The sequence below is a fragment of the Stenotrophomonas sp. 2694 genome, from assembly GCF_040548715.1.
In the GTDB taxonomy this organism is placed as follows: Bacteria; Pseudomonadota; Gammaproteobacteria; order Xanthomonadales; family Xanthomonadaceae; genus Stenotrophomonas; species Stenotrophomonas indicatrix.
In genome coordinates this window covers 75938-92837 of record NZ_JBEPSG010000007.1, presented here as the reverse complement: position 1 = coordinate 92837, position 16900 = coordinate 75938, and the positions used below count along the sequence as shown (strand labels likewise).

17 protein-coding genes and 1 pseudogene are annotated in these 16900 nt (G+C 66.0%); 9 read left to right on the top strand and 9 right to left on the bottom strand.

From position 1 onward, the window contains the following. Positions 1 to 6 precede the first annotated feature (6 nt). From hutI to ABIA73_RS10720, 6 genes are all read left to right on the top strand, one after another. Positions 7 to 1230, top strand: coding sequence for an imidazolonepropionase (gene hutI / locus ABIA73_RS10745; RefSeq protein ID WP_312401715.1), 1224 nt, complete (start codon positions 7 to 9; stop codon positions 1228 to 1230). Beyond that, on the top strand, positions 1227 to 2768 hold the full coding sequence (hutH, locus tag ABIA73_RS10740) for a histidine ammonia-lyase (RefSeq protein ID WP_354275755.1): 1542 nt from the start codon (positions 1227 to 1229) through the stop codon (positions 2766 to 2768). The genes hutI and hutH overlap by 4 nt, the downstream gene beginning before the upstream one ends. Next, the gene (gene hutG / locus ABIA73_RS10735) at positions 2765 to 3619 is read left to right on the top strand and encodes an N-formylglutamate deformylase (protein ID WP_354275754.1); all 855 of its coding nucleotides are present in this window, start codon (positions 2765 to 2767) and stop codon (positions 3617 to 3619) included. Before hutH ends, hutG begins: the two co-directional genes overlap by 4 nt. Then, the gene (hutU, locus tag ABIA73_RS10730; protein WP_354275753.1) at positions 3616 to 5283 is read left to right on the top strand and encodes a urocanate hydratase; all 1668 of its coding nucleotides are present in this window, start codon (positions 3616 to 3618) and stop codon (positions 5281 to 5283) included. Before hutG ends, hutU begins: the two co-directional genes overlap by 4 nt. Before the next feature lie 150 nt (positions 5284 to 5433). Further along, positions 5434 to 6870: a serine hydrolase domain-containing protein gene (locus ABIA73_RS10725; RefSeq protein WP_354275752.1), complete on the top strand. Its 1437-nt coding sequence runs from the start codon at positions 5434 to 5436 to the stop codon at positions 6868 to 6870. A 115-nt stretch (positions 6871 to 6985) separates the two neighbouring features. Beyond that, on the top strand, positions 6986 to 9094 hold the full coding sequence (locus tag ABIA73_RS10720; protein ID WP_354275751.1) for a TonB-dependent receptor family protein: 2109 nt from the start codon (positions 6986 to 6988) through the stop codon (positions 9092 to 9094). Between the two features lie 41 nt (positions 9095 to 9135). Here ABIA73_RS10720 and ABIA73_RS10715 read toward each other — a convergent pair whose 3' ends face one another. Genes ABIA73_RS10715 through ABIA73_RS10705 form a run of 3 tightly spaced genes read right to left on the bottom strand, consistent with a single transcriptional unit; the run spans position 9136 to position 10823 of the window. After that, complete coding sequence (locus ABIA73_RS10715; RefSeq protein ID WP_088101663.1) at positions 9136 to 9651, bottom strand: hypothetical protein; 516 nt, start codon at positions 9649 to 9651, stop codon at positions 9136 to 9138. Between the two features lie 48 nt (positions 9652 to 9699). Then, complete coding sequence (locus tag ABIA73_RS10710; RefSeq protein WP_354275750.1) at positions 9700 to 10449, bottom strand: hypothetical protein; 750 nt, start codon at positions 10447 to 10449, stop codon at positions 9700 to 9702. Next, positions 10446 to 10823: a VOC family protein gene (locus tag ABIA73_RS10705; RefSeq protein WP_025876964.1), complete on the bottom strand. Its 378-nt coding sequence runs from the start codon at positions 10821 to 10823 to the stop codon at positions 10446 to 10448. The genes ABIA73_RS10710 and ABIA73_RS10705 overlap by 4 nt, the downstream gene beginning before the upstream one ends. A gap of 166 nt (positions 10824 to 10989) precedes the next feature. On the opposite strand from ABIA73_RS10705, the gene ABIA73_RS10700 reads away from it, so the two are divergent. Further along, a complete protein-coding gene (locus ABIA73_RS10700) occupies positions 10990 to 11298 on the top strand; it encodes a hypothetical protein (RefSeq protein WP_282280530.1) in 309 nt (102 codons plus the stop codon). A 12-nt stretch (positions 11299 to 11310) separates the two neighbouring features. Here ABIA73_RS10700 and ABIA73_RS10695 read toward each other — a convergent pair whose 3' ends face one another. Next, positions 11311 to 11889 (bottom strand): TetR/AcrR family transcriptional regulator, encoded by a 579-nt coding sequence (locus tag ABIA73_RS10695; RefSeq protein WP_354275749.1) that lies wholly within the window; start codon positions 11887 to 11889, stop codon positions 11311 to 11313. A 69-nt stretch (positions 11890 to 11958) separates the two neighbouring features. Between ABIA73_RS10695 and ABIA73_RS10690 the strand changes: the two genes are divergently transcribed. Beyond that, on the top strand, positions 11959 to 12504 hold the full coding sequence (locus tag ABIA73_RS10690) for a thioesterase family protein (protein WP_059064591.1): 546 nt from the start codon (positions 11959 to 11961) through the stop codon (positions 12502 to 12504). Between the two features lie 39 nt (positions 12505 to 12543). Here ABIA73_RS10690 and ABIA73_RS10685 read toward each other — a convergent pair whose 3' ends face one another. The 5 genes and pseudogenes from ABIA73_RS10685 to ABIA73_RS10665 form a co-directional block, all read right to left on the bottom strand. Beyond that, positions 12544 to 12834 (bottom strand): hypothetical protein, encoded by a 291-nt coding sequence (locus tag ABIA73_RS10685; protein WP_144435776.1) that lies wholly within the window; start codon positions 12832 to 12834, stop codon positions 12544 to 12546. 204 nt (positions 12835 to 13038) lie between these two features. After that, a pseudogene (locus tag ABIA73_RS10680) lies at positions 13039 to 13152 on the bottom strand (agmatine deiminase family protein); the annotation flags it as partial. Between the two features lie 235 nt (positions 13153 to 13387). Beyond that, positions 13388 to 13894 carry a hypothetical protein gene (locus ABIA73_RS10675; RefSeq protein ID WP_144435777.1) on the bottom strand — a complete coding sequence of 169 codons (507 nt, stop codon included), beginning with the start codon at positions 13892 to 13894 and terminating at the stop codon, positions 13388 to 13390. Between the two features lie 60 nt (positions 13895 to 13954). Continuing rightward, positions 13955 to 14755: an SGNH/GDSL hydrolase family protein gene (locus ABIA73_RS10670; protein ID WP_502960548.1), complete on the bottom strand. Its 801-nt coding sequence runs from the start codon at positions 14753 to 14755 to the stop codon at positions 13955 to 13957. Positions 14756 to 14804: 49 nt separating this feature from the next. After that, positions 14805 to 15773, bottom strand: a complete 969-nt coding sequence (locus ABIA73_RS10665) for a DUF2268 domain-containing putative Zn-dependent protease (RefSeq protein ID WP_354275748.1) — start codon at positions 15771 to 15773, stop codon at positions 14805 to 14807. 140 nt (positions 15774 to 15913) lie between these two features. Between ABIA73_RS10665 and ABIA73_RS10660 the strand changes: the two genes are divergently transcribed. Beyond that, entirely contained in the window at positions 15914 to 16897 is a 984-nt protein-coding gene (locus ABIA73_RS10660) for a hypothetical protein (RefSeq protein ID WP_354275747.1), read from the top strand. Positions 16898 to 16900: the final 3 nt, after the last annotated feature.

Below are 16900 nucleotides of genomic sequence, written 5' to 3'. Positions count from 1 at the left end.
GATGCCATGCACGTCGATACCCTCTGGTCCAACGTCCACCTGATGACCCTCGATGGCGAGGGCCTGGGTGTCCTGCGCGATGCCGTACTGGCCGCCACCGATGGCCGCATCGTGCATGTCGGCCCCGCCGGCAGCGATGCCCATCTGCAGCCGACCACCCGCATCGACGGCGAACGCCGCTGGATGTCGCCCGGTCTGATCGACTGCCACACCCACCTGGTCTACGCCGGCAACCGCGCCAACGAATTCGAGCAGCGCCTGCAGGGCGTGAGCTATGCCGAGATCGCCCGTGCCGGTGGCGGTATCGTCTCTACGGTGCGCGCCACTCGTGCTGCCTCGCCAGAGCAGCTGGCACGCGAGAGCCGGCCGCGCCTGCTGGCGATGCGCGCCGAAGGCGTAACCACCATTGAGATCAAATCCGGCTACGGCCTGACCATGCAGGACGAGCGCAAGCAGCTGCAGGTGGCCCGCGCGCTGGGAGAGGAATGCCGGGTGAACGTGGTGCCGACCTTCCTCGGTGCGCACGCGGTGCCGCCCGGTCGCGAGGCGCAGGAATACACCGATGAGGTGTGCGAGGTGATGATTCCGGCCATCGCTGCAGAAGGCCTGGCTGAGGCCGTGGACATCTTCTGCGAGAACATCGCGTTCTCGCCGGCGCAGGCCCGCCAGGTATTCGACGCTGCGCGTGCGCATGGGCTGGCGATCAAGATCCATGCCGAACAGCTGAGCAACCAGCATGGCGCCGAACTGGCGGCCGGTTTCGGCGCGCTGTCGGCCGACCATATCGAACACCTGGACGACGCCGGCATTGCCGCGATGGCCGCCGCCGGTACCGTCGCCGTATTGCTGCCGGGCGCGTTCTACTTCACCCGCGATACCACCCTGCCGCCGATCGCTGCGCTGCGCGCGGCCGGTGTGCCGTTGGCACTGGCCACCGACAGCAACCCCGGCACTTCGCCGCTGACCAGCCCGCTGCTGGCAATGAACATGGGCGCCACCCTGTTCCGCCTGACCGTGGACGAGTGCATCGCCGGCTTCACCCGTGAAGCGGCGCGTGCGCTGGGCCATGGCGAGCGCATCGGCCGCCTGGCCGTCGGCATGGACTGCGACCTGGCGATCTGGGACATCGACGCCCCCGCCGACCTGGTCTATCGCATTGGATTCAACCCGCTGCACGCGCGCGTGGTGCGCGGACAGCCCGACCTGCCTGCCTCCTGGAGCAACACATGAGCAACACCCTGGTTCTTCGCCCCGGTCATGTCACCCTCGCCCAGTGGCGGCAGGCGTATCGCGGTGCGCCGCTGTCGCTTGACCCGGCCGCGTTGCCGGCGGTGCGTGCCAGTGCCGCAACGGTGGCTGCCATCGTCGCCAAGGGCGCACCGGTGTATGGCATCAACACCGGTTTCGGCAAGCTGGCCAGCGTGCGCATCGAGCGCGAGGACCTGGCCACCCTGCAGCGGAACATCGTGCTTTCGCACGCAGCGGGCGTCGGTGAGCCGATGCCGGCGAATGTGGTGCGGCTGATGATGGCGTTGAAGCTGGTCAGCCTGGCCCAGGGTGCTTCCGGCGTGCGCGAGGAAACGCTGCTGCTGCTGGAAGCAATGCTGGTGAAGGGCGTGCTGCCGGTGGTGCCGGCGCAGGGCTCGGTCGGTGCCTCGGGCGACCTGGCACCGCTCTCGCATCTGGCCAGCGTGATGATCGGCGTCGGCGAGGCCTTCGTCGGCGATGAACGCCTGCCCGCCATGGACGCACTGGCTCGCGCCGGCCTGCAGCCGGTGGAGCTGGGCGCGAAGGAAGGCCTGGCCCTGCTCAACGGCACCCAGTTCTCCACCGCGTACGCACTGGCCGGCCTGTTTGAGATCGAAACCGTGTTCCAGGCCGCACTGGTCACCGGCGCGCTGTCGGTGGAAGCGGCCAAGGGCTCGGATACGCCGTTCGATCCGCGTATCCATGCGCTGCGTGGCCAGCGTGGGCAGATCGCCACCGCCGCCACCCTGCGCACGCTGATGCAGGATTCGGGCATCCGCGAATCGCACCGCGACAACGACGTGCGGGTGCAGGACCCGTACTGCCTGCGTTGCCAGCCGCAGGTGATGGGCGCGGCGCTGGACATCCTGCGCCAGGCTGCGACCACGCTGGAAATCGAAGCCAACGGCGTGTCCGACAACCCGCTGGTGTTCACCGATACCGGTGAAGCGCTGTCCGGCGGCAACTTCCACGCCGAGCCGGTGGCCTTCGCCGCCGACATGCTGGCGATGGCCGTGTGCGAGATCGGCTCGATCAGCGAGCGCCGCTTGGCGATGCTGGTCGACCCTGCGCTGTCCGGTCTGCCAGCCTTCCTGACCCCGCGCCCGGGCTTGAACTCCGGCCTCATGATTCCACAGGTGACCGCCGCTGCACTGGTCTCGGAAAACAAGCAGCGCGCCTACCCCGCCAGCGTCGATTCGATTCCCACCTCGGCCAACCAGGAAGACCACGTGTCGATGGCCGCGCACGGTGCACGCCGCCTGATGCAGATGGCCGAGAACGCGGCCAACGTGATCGGCATCGAGCTGCTGGCCGCTGCGCAGGGCTGCGACTTCCATGCGCCGCTGCGCTCCAGCAAGGCACTGGAAAGCGTGCGCGCCACGCTGCGTGCACAGGTGCCGATGCTGCAGGACGATCGCTATTTCCACCCGGACATGGTGATCGCAACCGATCTGGTCCGCAGCGGCGCATTGGCCAAGGGTCTGGCCGAGCTGTTGCCCACGGTGGAACCGCAGGCATGAACGGCCATCCCGAATGGCTGACCGTGCACGAAGGCGACGCGCCGCTGATCGTCAGCTTCCCGCACACCGGCAGCGAGCTGCCGCATGACCTGATCGGCGATTTCCACTCGCCGTGGCTGGCGCGCCGCGATGCCGACTGGTGGGTGCATGAGCTGTACGACTTCGCACGCGGCATGGGCGCGACCACCGTGCGCTCGGCAATCTCGCGTTCGGTGATCGACCTCAACCGCGACCCCAGCGGCGTGTCGCTGTACCCGGGGCAAAACACCACCGGCCTATGCCCGCTGACCACCTTCGACAACCAGCCGCTGTACCACGCCGGTCGCGAGCCGGACGACGCTGAGATTGCCCGGCGCCGCGACACGTATTTCGCGCCGTACCACAACGCACTGGCCACGCAGATCGCACGCCTGCGTGCACGCCACGGCACCGTGGTGGTGTACGACGCGCATTCGATCCGTTCGCACATCCCGCACCTGTTCGAGGGCGAGTTGCCGCAGTTCAATCTCGGCACCGCCGGGCCGTCCGGTGCACCGGACACCTCCTGCGACAACGCACTGAGCGATGTGGTGGAGAACCTGCTGGCGCTCAGCGGCATGAGCCAGGTGCGCAACGGCCGCTTCAAGGGCGGCTGGATCACCCGCCACTACAGCAGCATTGCCGGTGGTGTGCACAGCCTGCAGATGGAACTGGCCTGCCGCAGCTACATGCACGAACCACTACCCGACCAGGTGGACGAGCACAGCTGGCCCACCCCGCTCGACCCCGATCACGCCGCACCGCTGCGCCACACCCTGGCGCAGGTGCTCAATGCCTGCCTTGAATTCGCTACGAACCGGAGCGCCGCATGACCCGCAACGACCCGTCCCGCACCATTGCCGCACCGACCGGCACCACGCTCACCGCCAAGAGCTGGCTCACCGAAGCGCCGCTGCGCATGCTGATGAACAACCTGCACCCGGACGTGGCCGAGCGGCCGCAGGAGCTGGTGGTGTACGGCGGCATCGGCCGTGCCGCACGCGATTGGGAGAGCTTCGACGCCATCGTCGAAACCCTCAAGCGCCTGGACGATGACCAGACGCTGCTGGTGCAGTCGGGCAAGCCGGTGGGCGTGTTCCGCACCCATGCCGATGCACCGCGCGTGCTGATCGCCAACTCCAACCTGGTGCCGCGCTGGGCCAACTGGGATCACTTCAACGAGCTGGATAAGAAAGGCTTGGCGATGTATGGCCAGATGACCGCCGGCAGCTGGATCTACATCGGCGCACAGGGCATCGTGCAGGGTACCTACGAGACCTTCGTGGAAATGGGCCGCCAGCATTACAACGGCAGCATGGCCGGCAAGTGGCTGTTCACTGGCGGTCTGGGTGGCATGGGTGGCGCGCAGCCGCTGGCCGCGGTGATGGCCGGCGCCTCCTGCCTGGCGGTGGAATGCCGCAAGAGCAGCATCGAGATGCGCCTGCGCACCGGCTACCTGGATACCTGGACCGACGATCTGGATGAGGCCCTGCGCCTGATCGAAGAATCGTGCACCGCCAAAAAGCCGCTGTCGGTGGGCCTGCTCGCTAACGTTGCCGACGTGCTGGACGAACTGCTGATCCGCGGCGTGAAGCCGGACCTGCTGACCGACCAGACCTCCGCCCACGACCCGGTGAACGGCTACCTGCCGCAGGGCTGGACGGTGGAAGAATGGGATGCCAAGCGCGTGACCACCCCGAAGGAAGTGGAAAAGGCCGCGCGTGCGTCGATGGCCAACCACATCCGCGCCATGCTCGGTTTCCACTCGCTGGGCGTGCCTACCGTGGATTACGGCAACAACCTGCGGCAGATGGCGCTGGAAGAAGGTGTCGAGGATGCGTTCGATTTCCCGGGTTTCGTGCCGGCCTACATCCGGCCGCTGTTCTGCCGTGGCATCGGCCCGTTCCGTTGGGCGGCGCTGAGCGGCGACCCGGAAGACATCGCCAAGACCGATGCCAAGGTGAAGGAGCTGATTCCGGACAACCCGCACCTGCACCGCTGGCTGGACATGGCCGCCGAGAAGATCAAGTTCCAGGGCCTGCCGGCGCGCATCTGCTGGGTCGGTCTGGGCGATCGTGATCGACTGGGCCTGGCCTTCAACGAGATGGTGGCCAACGGTGAACTGAAGGCGCCAGTGGTCATCGGTCGCGACCATCTGGACAGCGGCAGCGTGGCCTCGCCGAACCGCGAAACCGAAGCGATGGCCGACGGCTCCGATGCTGTGTCCGACTGGCCGCTGCTGAATGCCCTGCTCAACACCGCCAGTGGCGCGACGTGGGTGTCGCTGCACCACGGCGGCGGCGTGGGCATGGGCTTCTCGCAGCACGCCGGCATGGTGATCGTCTGCGATGGCACTGAAGCGGCGGCCAAGCGCATTGCACGCGTGCTGTGGAACGACCCGGCCACCGGCGTGATGCGCCATGCCGATGCGGGGTATGAGATCGCGATTGAGTGCGCGAAGGAGAAGGGTCTGGATCTGCCGGGAATCCTCGGCTGACCCAGCACCCGGGTAGTGCCGGCCGCTGGCCGGCTCTTCCTGATGGCCATCGCTCTGGTGGATGCCGACCTTGGTCGGCACAACCCTCCTGGCTTGACCCTATCCCCCGCCGTGACCAAGATGCGCCATCGCCGCTGACGGATCACCGCGATGTACCGCACGCTCGCTGCTGCATTGCTCTGCGCCCTGTTTGCCACCCCGTTCGCTTCGGCGCGGGATGTTCCGCCAGATCTTGCTTCCCAGCTCAACAGCCAGCTCCAGGCCAATCGCGAACGCTACGGCATCGCCGGCCAGGCGGTACTGGTCGCACACAACGGCAACGTGCTTTACGAGGACGCCAGTGGTGAGCGCGATCCCGCCACCCACGCGCCCGCCACCGTCGACTCCATCTTCGCCGCGCAGTCGATGGCCAAGCTGCTGACCAGCACGCTGGTGATGCAGCTGGTGGATCAGGGCAAGGTGGATCTGGATGCCCCCGCCAGTCGTTATGTGCCGGACCTGCCGACCGCGTGGCAGGCCATCCACGTGCGTGACTTCCTCAACCACAGCTCTGGCATCGGCGAATACTACGACCGCGTGGACAACCGCTGGGTGAGCAAAGGCTACCCGGGCGTGGCACCCGATCTTGCTGCTGCGTTGAAGGTGGCCGGTTCGGCGCCGCTGCAATTCAGAACCGGCAGCCGCGTGCAGTACACGCAGGCCAACTACCTGGTGCTGACTGCGTTGCTGGAGGCGCAGTACCGCCAGCCCTATCCGGTCATTGCACGCGAACGCATCCTGCAGCCGCTGAAAATGACCAGCACCTCGTGGGGAGCAGCCAGCGTGCCGGCGCAGCGCGCGGCGGTGCCGTACATCGGCAAAGACGGCCAGCTGCAGCCGGCCAATGAAGATCCATGGCCGAACTACGGTTGGGGCCACGCCGATCTGCAGACCACCGTGGGCGACATGAACCGTTTCCTGCAGGCACTGGCGACCGGCAAGCTGGTGCGCACTGCCACGCTGGAAGCGCTGTGGCAGCCACAGACACTGACCGGCGGTGGCAGCAACTTCTTCTCCACCGGCTGGGATACGACCCGCAGCGATGGCTACACACAGGTCGGCCACGATGGTGGCACCCGCGTGCGCGCGCGGCTGGCCTACAAGGGCACGCTGGCCAGCGGCTACTGGGTGTTCGTGTACCTGACCAATGGCAGCGCCCGCAATGCCTGGTCGAGCACGCTGGTGGAAAGCACGATGGCAGTGGCTGCGCCAGGCGAGTTTCCGCATGCAGCACTGTCCGAACGTTTGATCGGCTATGCCTTGACCGGCGACAGCAGCAGTGAAAGCAGCCTGCGTGCGTGGCTGAGCGAAAGCAGTGGCATTGCATCCGACGAACTGGAGCGGGCCATCAATGCAACCGGCTACGCGATCCGCAACAATCTGGGCAACCGGCCCGCGCTGAAGGTCTTTGCCCTCAACACGGCCCTGTATCCCACCTCGGCCAATGCCTGGGACAGCCTTGCCGAATGCCATGCTGCGCTGGGCGAGAAGGAGACCGCTGATCGGCTGTATGCGAAGTCGAAGGGGCTGGCGAAAACCTCGCCGTAGATTCTTCTGTGAATCCACGCCACGCATCGGGGTGACCCATACGCACCCGGTAGGTGACGTACCGCACTCGACCTGTTAACTTTCGCGCCTGATTTTTGGTTTACAGACTGTCCGCATGCCCTTCCTGCCGTATCGCCCCGCCCCCTCCCTGCTGTCGCTGGCCATCCTGCTTGGCCTGTCCGCCACCGCCCACGCCGCCCCACAGGCCACCACGCTGGACGTGGTGCAGGTCACTGCGGCCGATGCCAGCGCGCAGGCGCGCGAGGCGCTGAAGCGCGTGCCGGGCGCCAGCAACGTGATCGACGTGGCCAAGGCGGACAGCCGCCTGGCCAGCAGCGCCGACATATTGGCCTACCAGCCCGGCATCAGCGCGCAGTCGCCGGGCAACGAAGGCACCAAGGTGTCGATCCGCGGCTCGGGCATCAACCGCGGCCCGGGTGCACATGCTTCCGGCATCGCGGTGTCGATCGACGGCCTTCCACTGACTGGCCCGGGCGGCACACCTTACGAACTGCTGGAACCGTTGTGGCTGTCGCGCGTGGAAGTGCTGCGCGGTGCCAACGGCTTCGAACGCGGCGCGCTGGCACTGGGCGGAGCCATCGACTACATCAGCCGCAGCGGTCGCGACTCGGCGGGCGTGCAGCTGCACTACGAAGCCGGCAGCCGCGGCTACCAGAAGCGCGGGATCAGCTGGGGCGGCGTCAGCGGCGATGTCGATTACTTCCTGGCCTATACCGATACCGAATTCGATGGCTACCAGCGCCATGCGGCCGGCGATGGCAAGGGCGCGATGGCCAACATCGGCTGGCAGATCACCCCCGATCTGCAGACCCGCTTCTTCGTGCGCTATCGCGAAACCAACCACGAGACACCCGGGCGCCTGACCCGCGAGCAGATCCGCAATGATCCGCGCGCCGCGAACGCGGCCAACCTGGCCATCGATGCGCGCCGTCCGCAGCCGGGCAGCACCTGGGTGGGCAATCTCACCACCCTGCAGATCGACGAGGATTCCTCGCTGCAGGCCGGGCTGGTCTATCACAAATACCCGATGGACTTGAACGAGAGCCTGTACCGCCAGCAGCTGGACTACGCCAACCTCAATGCCACGCTGGACTACCGTCGCCGGCACACGCTGTTCGGTTTGGACAGCGAGACCACCATCGGGCTGCGCATTACCCACGACCTGGATGCCGATGTGCGCGAGTCGCTGCGCTTTGCCAACAACGGTTATGCCGCCGGCACCCGCACGCGCGACTTCCGCCACCACGGCACCGACAGCACGCTGCACATCGGCAACAACCTGGCCGTGAATGATCGCCTGCGCGTACAGACCGGTTTTGCACTGATCAACACCCGCCGCGATGTGCAGGTCACGTGGCCGAGCAGCGGCGGCCGCCTGTGCGACCACGACTGGGACTACGCGCCGCGGCTGGGCTTCACTTGGCAGCAGACGCCGCAGACGCAGTGGTTCGGCAACCTCAGCCGCTCAGTGGAAGCGCCGCACCCGTGGTCGATGATCTGGGGCTCGAACCAGTACTTCGGCGCGGGCAATGGTCCGTCCACCGGCCGCCAGCGCGCGCCGGTGCCGATGCAGAACCAGACCGCCACCACACTGGAACTGGGCGCACGCGGCGAAGCGGCCCTGGGCCGCTGGGAACTGACCGGCTACTACGCGCACGTGAACCACGAGCTGCTGAGCGTGGAACTGCAGCCGGTGCCGAACCTGTTCATCGCTGAGAACAACGCCAGCCCCACCGTGCACAGTGGCATCGAGGCCGGGTTGGACAGCACCTTGTGGCATGCCGCACCGGGTCGTTTGTCGCTGCGCCAGGCGTATACCTTCAGCGACTTCCGCTACCGCCACGATGCACGTTTTGGCAGCAACCGCCTGCCCGGCCTGCCGCGCCACGCTTACCAAGCCGAACTGCGCTTCGACCACGCCTCGGGCCTGTATGCCGCACTGAACACCGAGTACGCCTCACGCATCGCGGTGGACTACGCCAACAGCTATTGGGCGGACAGCCACGTCATCTTCGGCAGTCGCATCGGTTACGACGCACCGGGCGGCCGCTGGCAGCTGTGGGCGGAGATGCGCAACATCGCTGACCGCCATTACGCCGCCACCGTCACCCCCGGTTACAACGATGCCGGCAAGGACGTGGCGCGCTCGACGCCCGGCGAAGGCCGCGGCGTGTATGCAGGCGTGCGCTGGCGCTTCGACTGATTCACAAGGGGAGCGCCGGGCATCGCCCGGCGCCCTATGGATCATGCAATGCGCCAGGACGGCAGGCGCTCGCTGCGCCGCCAGACAGTGGGCGCGAAACCAATCATCAACAGCCCTGCCAGCCACTTCGGCGACGTGCTGAGCAGTGTAGAGGCCAACGCGGCATCCAGCGGAGCGGCGTCCTCCTGCCACGGGTTATAGCCCAGGTAGATGATGCTGCCCGCCCACCACAGCAGGGCCACCCCGATGCCCACCAGCAGCAGGGCCATCGTGCGGCAGGTCCAGCGCTGCGAGGTCGTCCCCCATTCGCGGGAAATGGCCACCAGCAGGCCGACCACCAGCAGCGACACCACGGTCACCAGGCCGATGTCGACCTTGTGCCCGATGCGTTCATAGGTGCAGGCGCGGCACTGGGCTTCTTCGGCGGCCGCATCTGTTGTGGGCGGGGTGGCCGTAGGCCCGGACTGGGCCAGCACCGCGAAGGGCATCAACAGGGCGAACATCGCCACCATCAGCCAACGAACGAACTTCCTGTTCCTGCGTGCAGCGACATCCATGCGCTTCTCCTTGCGTGTGATTGATATTAAACGTCGTGGCAGATCCTGTTACAACGCCTTCAATACCTGCATCAGGCTGACCGCATCCGGCGCCAACTGCTGCGCAAGCCAGCCCAGCCCGGCGAAAAACACCAGCAGGCCCAACAGCGGCCAGATCGTATGGGACAGGCACAGCCGCCACCACCCCTGTGCCTGCATGCCCTGCATCCGCTTGTACAGACCCCCGGCGATGGCCGCATCCACCAGCAGCTCGGCCATCAGCACCGGCGCAGACCAGACTACCCAGACACTGGCCACGAGCACTGTAGCCACCAGCGCCATGATGCCGAGAATGGCCAGCAACGGCAGGCCTGCCTCGCCGTCGGCCACGTCCAGCAACGATGCGCTGTCGGCGCTCGCGCTGGAGGACGCTGCGGCTTCGCCCCAGGAGGCGGACGCGCCACCACCGCCGGAATGCCCGCCGCTGCCGGTCCACGGCGATGCCTGGCTGTCACCGCCGCCGGGCGCGGAGCCCAACCCATCGGCCACTGCATCCCAGCGCCACCGGATCCAGACCCACATCAGCAGCAGGAACACGCCATAGGCGATCAGCACGGCCAGCGGATAGCGCAGCAGCATCGCGTCCATGCCTGCCAGGCGCAGCACGTGCGAGGCGAGGAATCCGGCGGCACCGGTCAGCACGACAATCACGGCCATCTGCAGCCGCGGCCAGCCACGATGCTGCAGCTGCCGACGTGCACGCATCGCTTCGCTGCTGCGGCTGCCCGGCATTGAAAAAGGCTGGCGTGCGTGCTTCATGCCGCCGCCTTGGTCACCGCCTCGATGCGATGACCATCTGGATCGATCACGAACGCAGCGTAGTAGCGCTCGCCGTAGTCCGGGCGCAGACCGGCAGGTCCGTTGTCCTGGCCTCCGGTGGCCAAGGCAGCACGATGGAAGGTATCAACGGCCGCACGCGTAGTTGCCGTCAACGCCAGATGGAAGCCAGGTCCCGGCGCAACCGCATCGTCGCGCAGCTTCAGGCACAACAGGTCTTCATCCTCGACCAGGCCATAGCCGATCGCAGTGTCGTCTTCGAAAACGCGGCGGTAACCGAGTGCTGCAAGAACGGCATCGTAAAAGCGACCTGCACGCTCGAGATCGCGGACACCCAACGAGAGGTGGTGCAGCATGCAGACATCCTTGCCAAGCACGCGCGGGCTGCGCTGGCCGGATTCTACCCTGCCGTGGCGCCGCGTCTACAGGCCACGTCCCATCCAGTTCCCGCCGGATCCACGGCAACCGCAGTCCGGTGTGGATCCTATATTCTGGGCAGCCACGGAACGGATCGGCTCCTGCATGCAAGCGTCCCAGTTCACCCGCCCTGTTGCCATCGTCATGTTCCTGCCGATGATCGGCCTGGCAGGCTGGGGGTCGTGGTTCGCGACCTATTGCATGAGTGACGGCTGCCTGGGCGTGTTTGCGCTTTGGCTTGGCGCAATGGCGGCCTTGTTCCTGCAGGCCCTGCTGGTCTTGCCTGTGCATGCCTGGGCACTGAAACGGCAAGGGGCCGATGCGGCCAGCCGCTATGTACGCTGGCTGGTGGCATCCAGTATCGCTGTGATGGTGCCCATGTTTGCCGGGTGGGTCTACATGTTCTTCAAGTAGTCCGCGCGCCGCTCAAGCAGGCGGTGCGGCTGCCTTCAACAACTGCGCAGCCACCTGGTCGAACGGGGTGATGTCCTGCACTGCACGGCTCATCGCCACTGCGCCTTCCACACTGGCAATCACCAGGCTGGCCAGGCCGGTCGCCTGGGCAGGCGCGTGCCCATCGGCGACGAACGCCTCAGCCAGGTGCCCCTGCCAGCGAGCAAACACCTCGGCGGCCGCCGCACGTGGCTGGCTCGGCAGGGCCTCCACCGGCTCCTCGACGGCTGCCGCCAGCACCGGGCAGCCGGCACGAAAACCGGTGCGCAGCAGGCGCTCGCGCCACAGCGCCAGGAACTGCTGCAAGCCCTGCACCGCGCCGCCCTTCAGCAGTTCGATCAGCAGCGCCTCCACCTTGTCGCCGGCCATCGTGGTGGCCCGTGCCAACAACTCCTGCTTGCCGCCCGGGAAGTGGTGATACGTGGACCCGAGCGGCGCATCAGCCAGTTTGGTCACCTCGCGGATGCTGGTCGCGTTGAGGCCCACCCGCGCGAGCATCTGCGCTGCGGCATCGATCACACGCTGGGGGGCATCGGACGATCGCGGGCTCACGGCCGACTCCTTGCTAAGACAGTCGTCATAGACTAGCGTATCGACCGCTCTATAACAGTCGTCATAATCATGAATCTCTGGTTCCGCCTGCTCCACCTGCTGCTGTGCAGCCTGTTCCGGCCGAAGCTGGAGGCCCCGTTCGGCGTCTCCCGCCTGCAGTTCCGGGTGCTGCCCAACGACCTGGACAGCAACCTGCACATGACCAACGGCCGCTACTGGAACATCTTCGACCTGGGCCGGCTGGACCTGATCCTGCGCATGGGCCTGGGCAAGGTGGCGCTGCGTGAGAAGTGGGCGCCGATTGTTGGCGCCGGCACCATCCAGTTCCGGCGCGAGCTGAAGCCGTTCCAGCGCTTCACCCTGGAAACGCGACTGGTCGGCTGGGTCGGCACACGCGGCATCATGGAGCAGCGCGTACTGATCGGCCCGGAGCAGAAAACCGCCACGCGTGCACTGCTGATCACCGGCATCTACGATCGCCGCGCACGTCAGTTCGTCGGCATGCCACAGATGATGGAATCGATCGGCGTGGTTGCTCCGCCCTCGCCGGCCCTGAGTGCGGCAGCCGAGGCGCTGCTGGCAGCAGATGCAGCACTGAAGCGCGATGATGCGTGAGCAACACGACCCTTAGCACACGCTGGCACGGTCAAGCGTTCAGCGCAGCACCTGCACCAACCCGACCACGCCAGCGGCCACGCCTACCAGCATGATCGAATAGATCAGCCATACCGGGCCGCCCTGCGCGTAACCGTAGGTCACCAACGCCTCACGCATCGGGCGACGTAATACCCAGGAAACCAGTACCAGCGCCAACAGCGCGGAACCGCAACTGATACCCATGCCCAGCAGCAAGGGAAGCGAATCGGTATGGGCGTAGTGGCCCAACGGCCATATCAGCAGGCTGCCAGCGATCCCAAGCAGGAACAGCGCGTTCGCACTCCGCACCACAACACGATGCCTACGTCGCAGATATGCCTGGCTTCGGCCGCAGTAGTGCCTGGGAGGCCGTTCAGCCGTTCGCCGCACAATCAGCGTGGCGATGCTGCCGCCAACCATGCCACTCCATACCGCCGCATCCAGATCCATTCGTCACTAGGCATGCCACTGTTGCCGCATCATCCCACGGCGTCGGCAGCGCCGGTAAGGAACTTACCCCACCTTCGGCATGCTATTGGTCACGCAGTGGATGCCGCCACCGGCGATCGCATCAATGTCGACCTGTTCGTTCTCCCGTCTTGGATACAGACCCTCCAGCAGTTCACGCCAACAAGGGCCTTGGCATTGCACTGGTCAGCGAACTGCTGGCCGCACCGGCGAGCGCACACGGGCGTGCTGCAGCCGCTGAGTGAGGCATACGTGCCGGGACCGCGCTGGAGCTGGCTGCTGCACGAGAACAGCGCGTGCGATCCGCTGGTGATGCGCTTCTGTGAATGGCTGCTGGCCACCCTACCATTCGAAAAATAATGTCCACTAGAAGGCACCCACAGTGGCAAGCCCCTCAAATAACTTCCTTCAGAACGCGCTTCAATCTGCGCGCGTGCAACTCAATCGACTTCCAGTTCCAATCCCTCACCGGACGACTGAAGCGCACACCATCTCGCTCCCTGCCAAGGGCAGAACGCTCGGAAATGACGTAAATACTTGCAGCGCTGCTGGCATCCTGGCTGACGGGCAGAAGCACATTTATCAATCCCCAACCTCCCGCCTGCGAGCGCAGCTTCCCGCTATCCGCGCCCTTGGTAAGTTCATATTCCCGAATACTGACATCGCCTCCCATCTCAGGGTATTGAACACCAACAAACAGGGTCCCTCCTCTCACATGTCGAAGTGACTCCGCATAACTGCAGAGTTCGTCAGCACTTTTGAATCGTTGAAGATTGTTACCTGGTGCCGAATAAATCTCGATCACAAGCGAAGGACCGCGTTTGAAAACTGCGGTAGCGACTGCTTCTATCACTGTGGACGAAACACCGGCCATCGATTTTACCAATTCGAAGCTGGACATTATGCAGTGGGCAGGCACCATCCTCTAGGCCGATTGCGCCAACAATTTCCCCCTTCGACCTCAACTATCGGTTTTAGCCCCCCCATCCTTGAGGGCATGGGTGATCGCCGCCTCGGCCAGCGGTGCCATCAGCGCATAACCCTTCGCCGTCGGATGCACGCCATCGGTTGCCAACTGCGCATCCAGTCCGCCGGCACGGTTGGCCATCGGCGTGTGGTAGTCCAGATAGACCAGCCCGCGTGCATCGGCCTGCCGCTTCAACGCAGCATTCAATGCACGCACCTTGGGTGCAGGTGCTATGCCCGGCATCCACGGGTACTCGCTGACCGGCAACACCGACGCCAGCACCACCGCAATGCCATGCGCTTTGGCCAGATCCAGCATGGCCTGCAGGTTGTCCTCGATCATCGCCTGCGTGGACGGGCCGGTGTTCCCGGCGATGTCATTGGTGCCGGCCAGGATCACCACCACATTCGGGCGCAGCGCCAGCACATCCTGCGAAAAGCGCACCAGCATCTGTGCGGTGGTCTGCCCGCTGATGCCGCGATTGAGGTAACCCTTGCCGGGGAAGAACCTGCTGCTGCCTTCCTTGCCCCAGCCTTCGGTGATCGAATCGCCGAAGAACACCACGCGTGACTGGCCGTCCCGTGGCGCGGGCAATGCAGCATTGGCTGCGCGGTACTTCTGCAGCTGCGGCCAATCGGACAGACGCTGCTGCATGAAGCGCACTTCATCTGGCTGCACCTGCTCCACTGGCTTGGTCAGCAATGGATTGCTGGCCGCCTGCACCAACGCTGGCGTGGCCAGCCCCGCCATGAGCGATCCGGCCAGCAGCCAGGCCAGTGAAGTCCTCCTGCGCATGAGCATCCTCCGTTGTCGACCTGGGCAGTCTAGCGCGGCCTGCCAATGGTCACTTGGCCGATGCAGCCGCCCTTGCCGCCACACCCGTCACCTTCGCCGGCATCCACATCCCTGGCGTCCAGCCGCTGGCCTGCAGGATCGCCTTCGGGTTGTCCTGCTGGATCAGCGCGCGCACGGCATCGCGCTTGTTGCCGGCCTGCAGGTAATACGCCTTGGCGATGCGGTAGCCCACCCAGTAACCCAGATCGTAGGGCTCCTGCGAACCCGGCGTGTAGTTGTACAGCCAGGGCGTCAGATCGGTGCTGTCCACGTCCAGCGCGAAGGCGCTTTCGATATGCACTTCCCTGCCCCGCGTCCAACCGGCATGCCGCCCGTTGCCAACGTTGCCGGAAATCAGCTCGGCGATGAACTCGGCGATCCCCTCGCCCAGCGACTCGCGGAGCACCGTCGCCCGCGGGTCGCCTGCTTCGTACTCGCTCACGCCGGTCTGCTGGATATGCACGTACTCATGCGCGATCACGTGCACGAAGCGGTCCTGCGCGTTGGCGTTCATGAAATCGGCCGCGCACAGCGCTTCCAGGCCGATCACCACGCCATCGGGGTACGTCATGCCCACCGGCTTGCCGCGCCCGACCACGATCGCCACCGGCGGAAACTTCGCCTGCGGATAGATGGCCTGCAGATTAGCGAACACCTGCACCAGTCGCTGCCGCACCGCCGGCAACTCCGCCAGGCAGGCCCGTCCATTGGCGTACAGCGCAGGGTCGCGCGCCATCGCTTCGGCCATGCGCTGGGCGGTCACCCGGCGCAGCTTGGCGAACTGGGCCAGGCTCGGCGTGCCCTGTGCCAGGTACTGCTCAAGCTGGGCCACGCTGGGCTTGCCGCCAGCGGCCTCGTACAGCGCGTAGAAACGGGCGGCATCAGCGGTCAGGATTTCCGGTCCCGGCGCGGCCGCCTGGGCAGTGCCGATCACCCCGCCGAGGGCCAGGACAAGCAGGCAACGCAATGACACGAACATGGCTCCGTCCTTGGTGGAGTGCACGCGAAGCGCGCAATCTACCACCGCGTCGTCGCATGCGCTGCCGTATCGTGCAACGCACTCTGCGGCTGTGCCAGACTCGTGCCGACCGGCTGCCAGGGAAGCGAGGGGAATACAGGATGATGATCGTTCCAGCGTACTGGGCCGAAGCCCGCCTGCAGGACAGGTACAGGGGACGCCCGCTGGTGGTACGCCGGTTCGGCTGGTCCGACGACGACCAGGACGCCGCGCAGGTCCACGCCGATGCACGTGCACGCGAAGCGCTTGATGCCATCCTCAGTGGCCAGTCCGTGCCGCGTCGCGAGCGACGAACCAACTACGGTGTCGAAGGCATCCCGATCCGCGAGCAGATCGTGCAGCGCAGCGATGACGTCATCGTTACCCGCAACAGCTACGGCGCGTTATGCCTGAACACCCCGGACGTACTGTTTGCGGATATCGACCACGTGTCCACTCCGTCAGGCTGCGCATTGCCGCTGCTGGGTGCGCTGGGGCTGCTGGCGGCCGGTGCGCTGATCGGCGGTGCGCTGGGCAACTTCAACATCGGCCTGGCGGCCGGCGGCATTGCCATGGTGGTGGTCAACCAGGTCCTGTCGTGGCGGCGCAATCGACGGCTGGCCCGGTCCGGCGGCGTCGAAGGCATCGCACTGCAGCGCGTGCAGGCATTCGTCGAGCACCACCCCGACTGGCACCTGCGCGCTTACCGCACCCCGGCCGGGCTGCGCATATTGGCGATGCATGCCACGTTCGAACCACAGGATGCGCAGGTGCATGCCTTCTTCAAGGCATTGGGCACCGACACGTTGTATGCACGCATGTGCACGCTGCAGCATTGCTTCCGTGCGCGGCTGACACCCAAACCGTGGCGGCTTGGCATCATCGCGCACATCCGTCCGCCGGTGGCGGCCTGGTCGGCCGAGCAGGCCAGCAACCCCGACCGCCTGGCGTGGGTCGCCGACTACGAAAGGGAAAGCGCCGGCTTCGCTGCATGCGCCTATGTCCGCAGCTTCGGCGATGAGCGCCGCGTGCATGCCAAGGCCGAACGCGTGCGCGACCTGCATGATCGGATGTCGCGTGCGCTGGAGAACCTGCCGCTGGGCTGAGTG

Bases quoted from the DNA above. Each gene is read 5' to 3' on its own strand.
- ABIA73_RS10660 (WP_354275747.1), top strand. From the start codon at position 15,914: ATGATGATCGTTCCAGCGTACTGGGCCGAAGCCCGCCTGCAGGACAGG.
- hutH (WP_354275755.1), top strand. From the start codon at position 1,227: ATGAGCAACACCCTGGTTCTTCGCCCCGGTCATGTCACCCTCGCCCAG.
- ABIA73_RS10725 (WP_354275752.1), top strand. From the start codon at position 5,434: ATGTACCGCACGCTCGCTGCTGCATTGCTCTGCGCCCTGTTTGCCACC.
- ABIA73_RS10665 (WP_354275748.1), bottom strand. From the start codon at position 15,773: ATGTTCGTGTCATTGCGTTGCCTGCTTGTCCTGGCCCTCGGCGGGGTG.
- hutG (WP_354275754.1), top strand. From the start codon at position 2,765: ATGAACGGCCATCCCGAATGGCTGACCGTGCACGAAGGCGACGCGCCG.
- hutI (WP_312401715.1), top strand. From the start codon at position 7: ATGCACGTCGATACCCTCTGGTCCAACGTCCACCTGATGACCCTCGAT.
- ABIA73_RS10690 (WP_059064591.1), top strand. From the start codon at position 11,959: ATGAATCTCTGGTTCCGCCTGCTCCACCTGCTGCTGTGCAGCCTGTTC.
- ABIA73_RS10720 (WP_354275751.1), top strand. From the start codon at position 6,986: ATGCCCTTCCTGCCGTATCGCCCCGCCCCCTCCCTGCTGTCGCTGGCC.
- ABIA73_RS10710 (WP_354275750.1), bottom strand. From the start codon at position 10,449: ATGAAGCACGCACGCCAGCCTTTTTCAATGCCGGGCAGCCGCAGCAGC.
- hutU (WP_354275753.1), top strand. From the start codon at position 3,616: ATGACCCGCAACGACCCGTCCCGCACCATTGCCGCACCGACCGGCACC.
- ABIA73_RS10675 (WP_144435777.1), bottom strand. From the start codon at position 13,894: ATGTCCAGCTTCGAATTGGTAAAATCGATGGCCGGTGTTTCGTCCACA.
- ABIA73_RS10715 (WP_088101663.1), bottom strand. From the start codon at position 9,651: ATGGATGTCGCTGCACGCAGGAACAGGAAGTTCGTTCGTTGGCTGATG.
- ABIA73_RS10670 (WP_502960548.1), bottom strand. From the start codon at position 14,755: ATGCGCAGGAGGACTTCACTGGCCTGGCTGCTGGCCGGATCGCTCATG.
- ABIA73_RS10700 (WP_282280530.1), top strand. From the start codon at position 10,990: ATGCAAGCGTCCCAGTTCACCCGCCCTGTTGCCATCGTCATGTTCCTG.
- ABIA73_RS10705 (WP_025876964.1), bottom strand. From the start codon at position 10,823: ATGCTGCACCACCTCTCGTTGGGTGTCCGCGATCTCGAGCGTGCAGGT.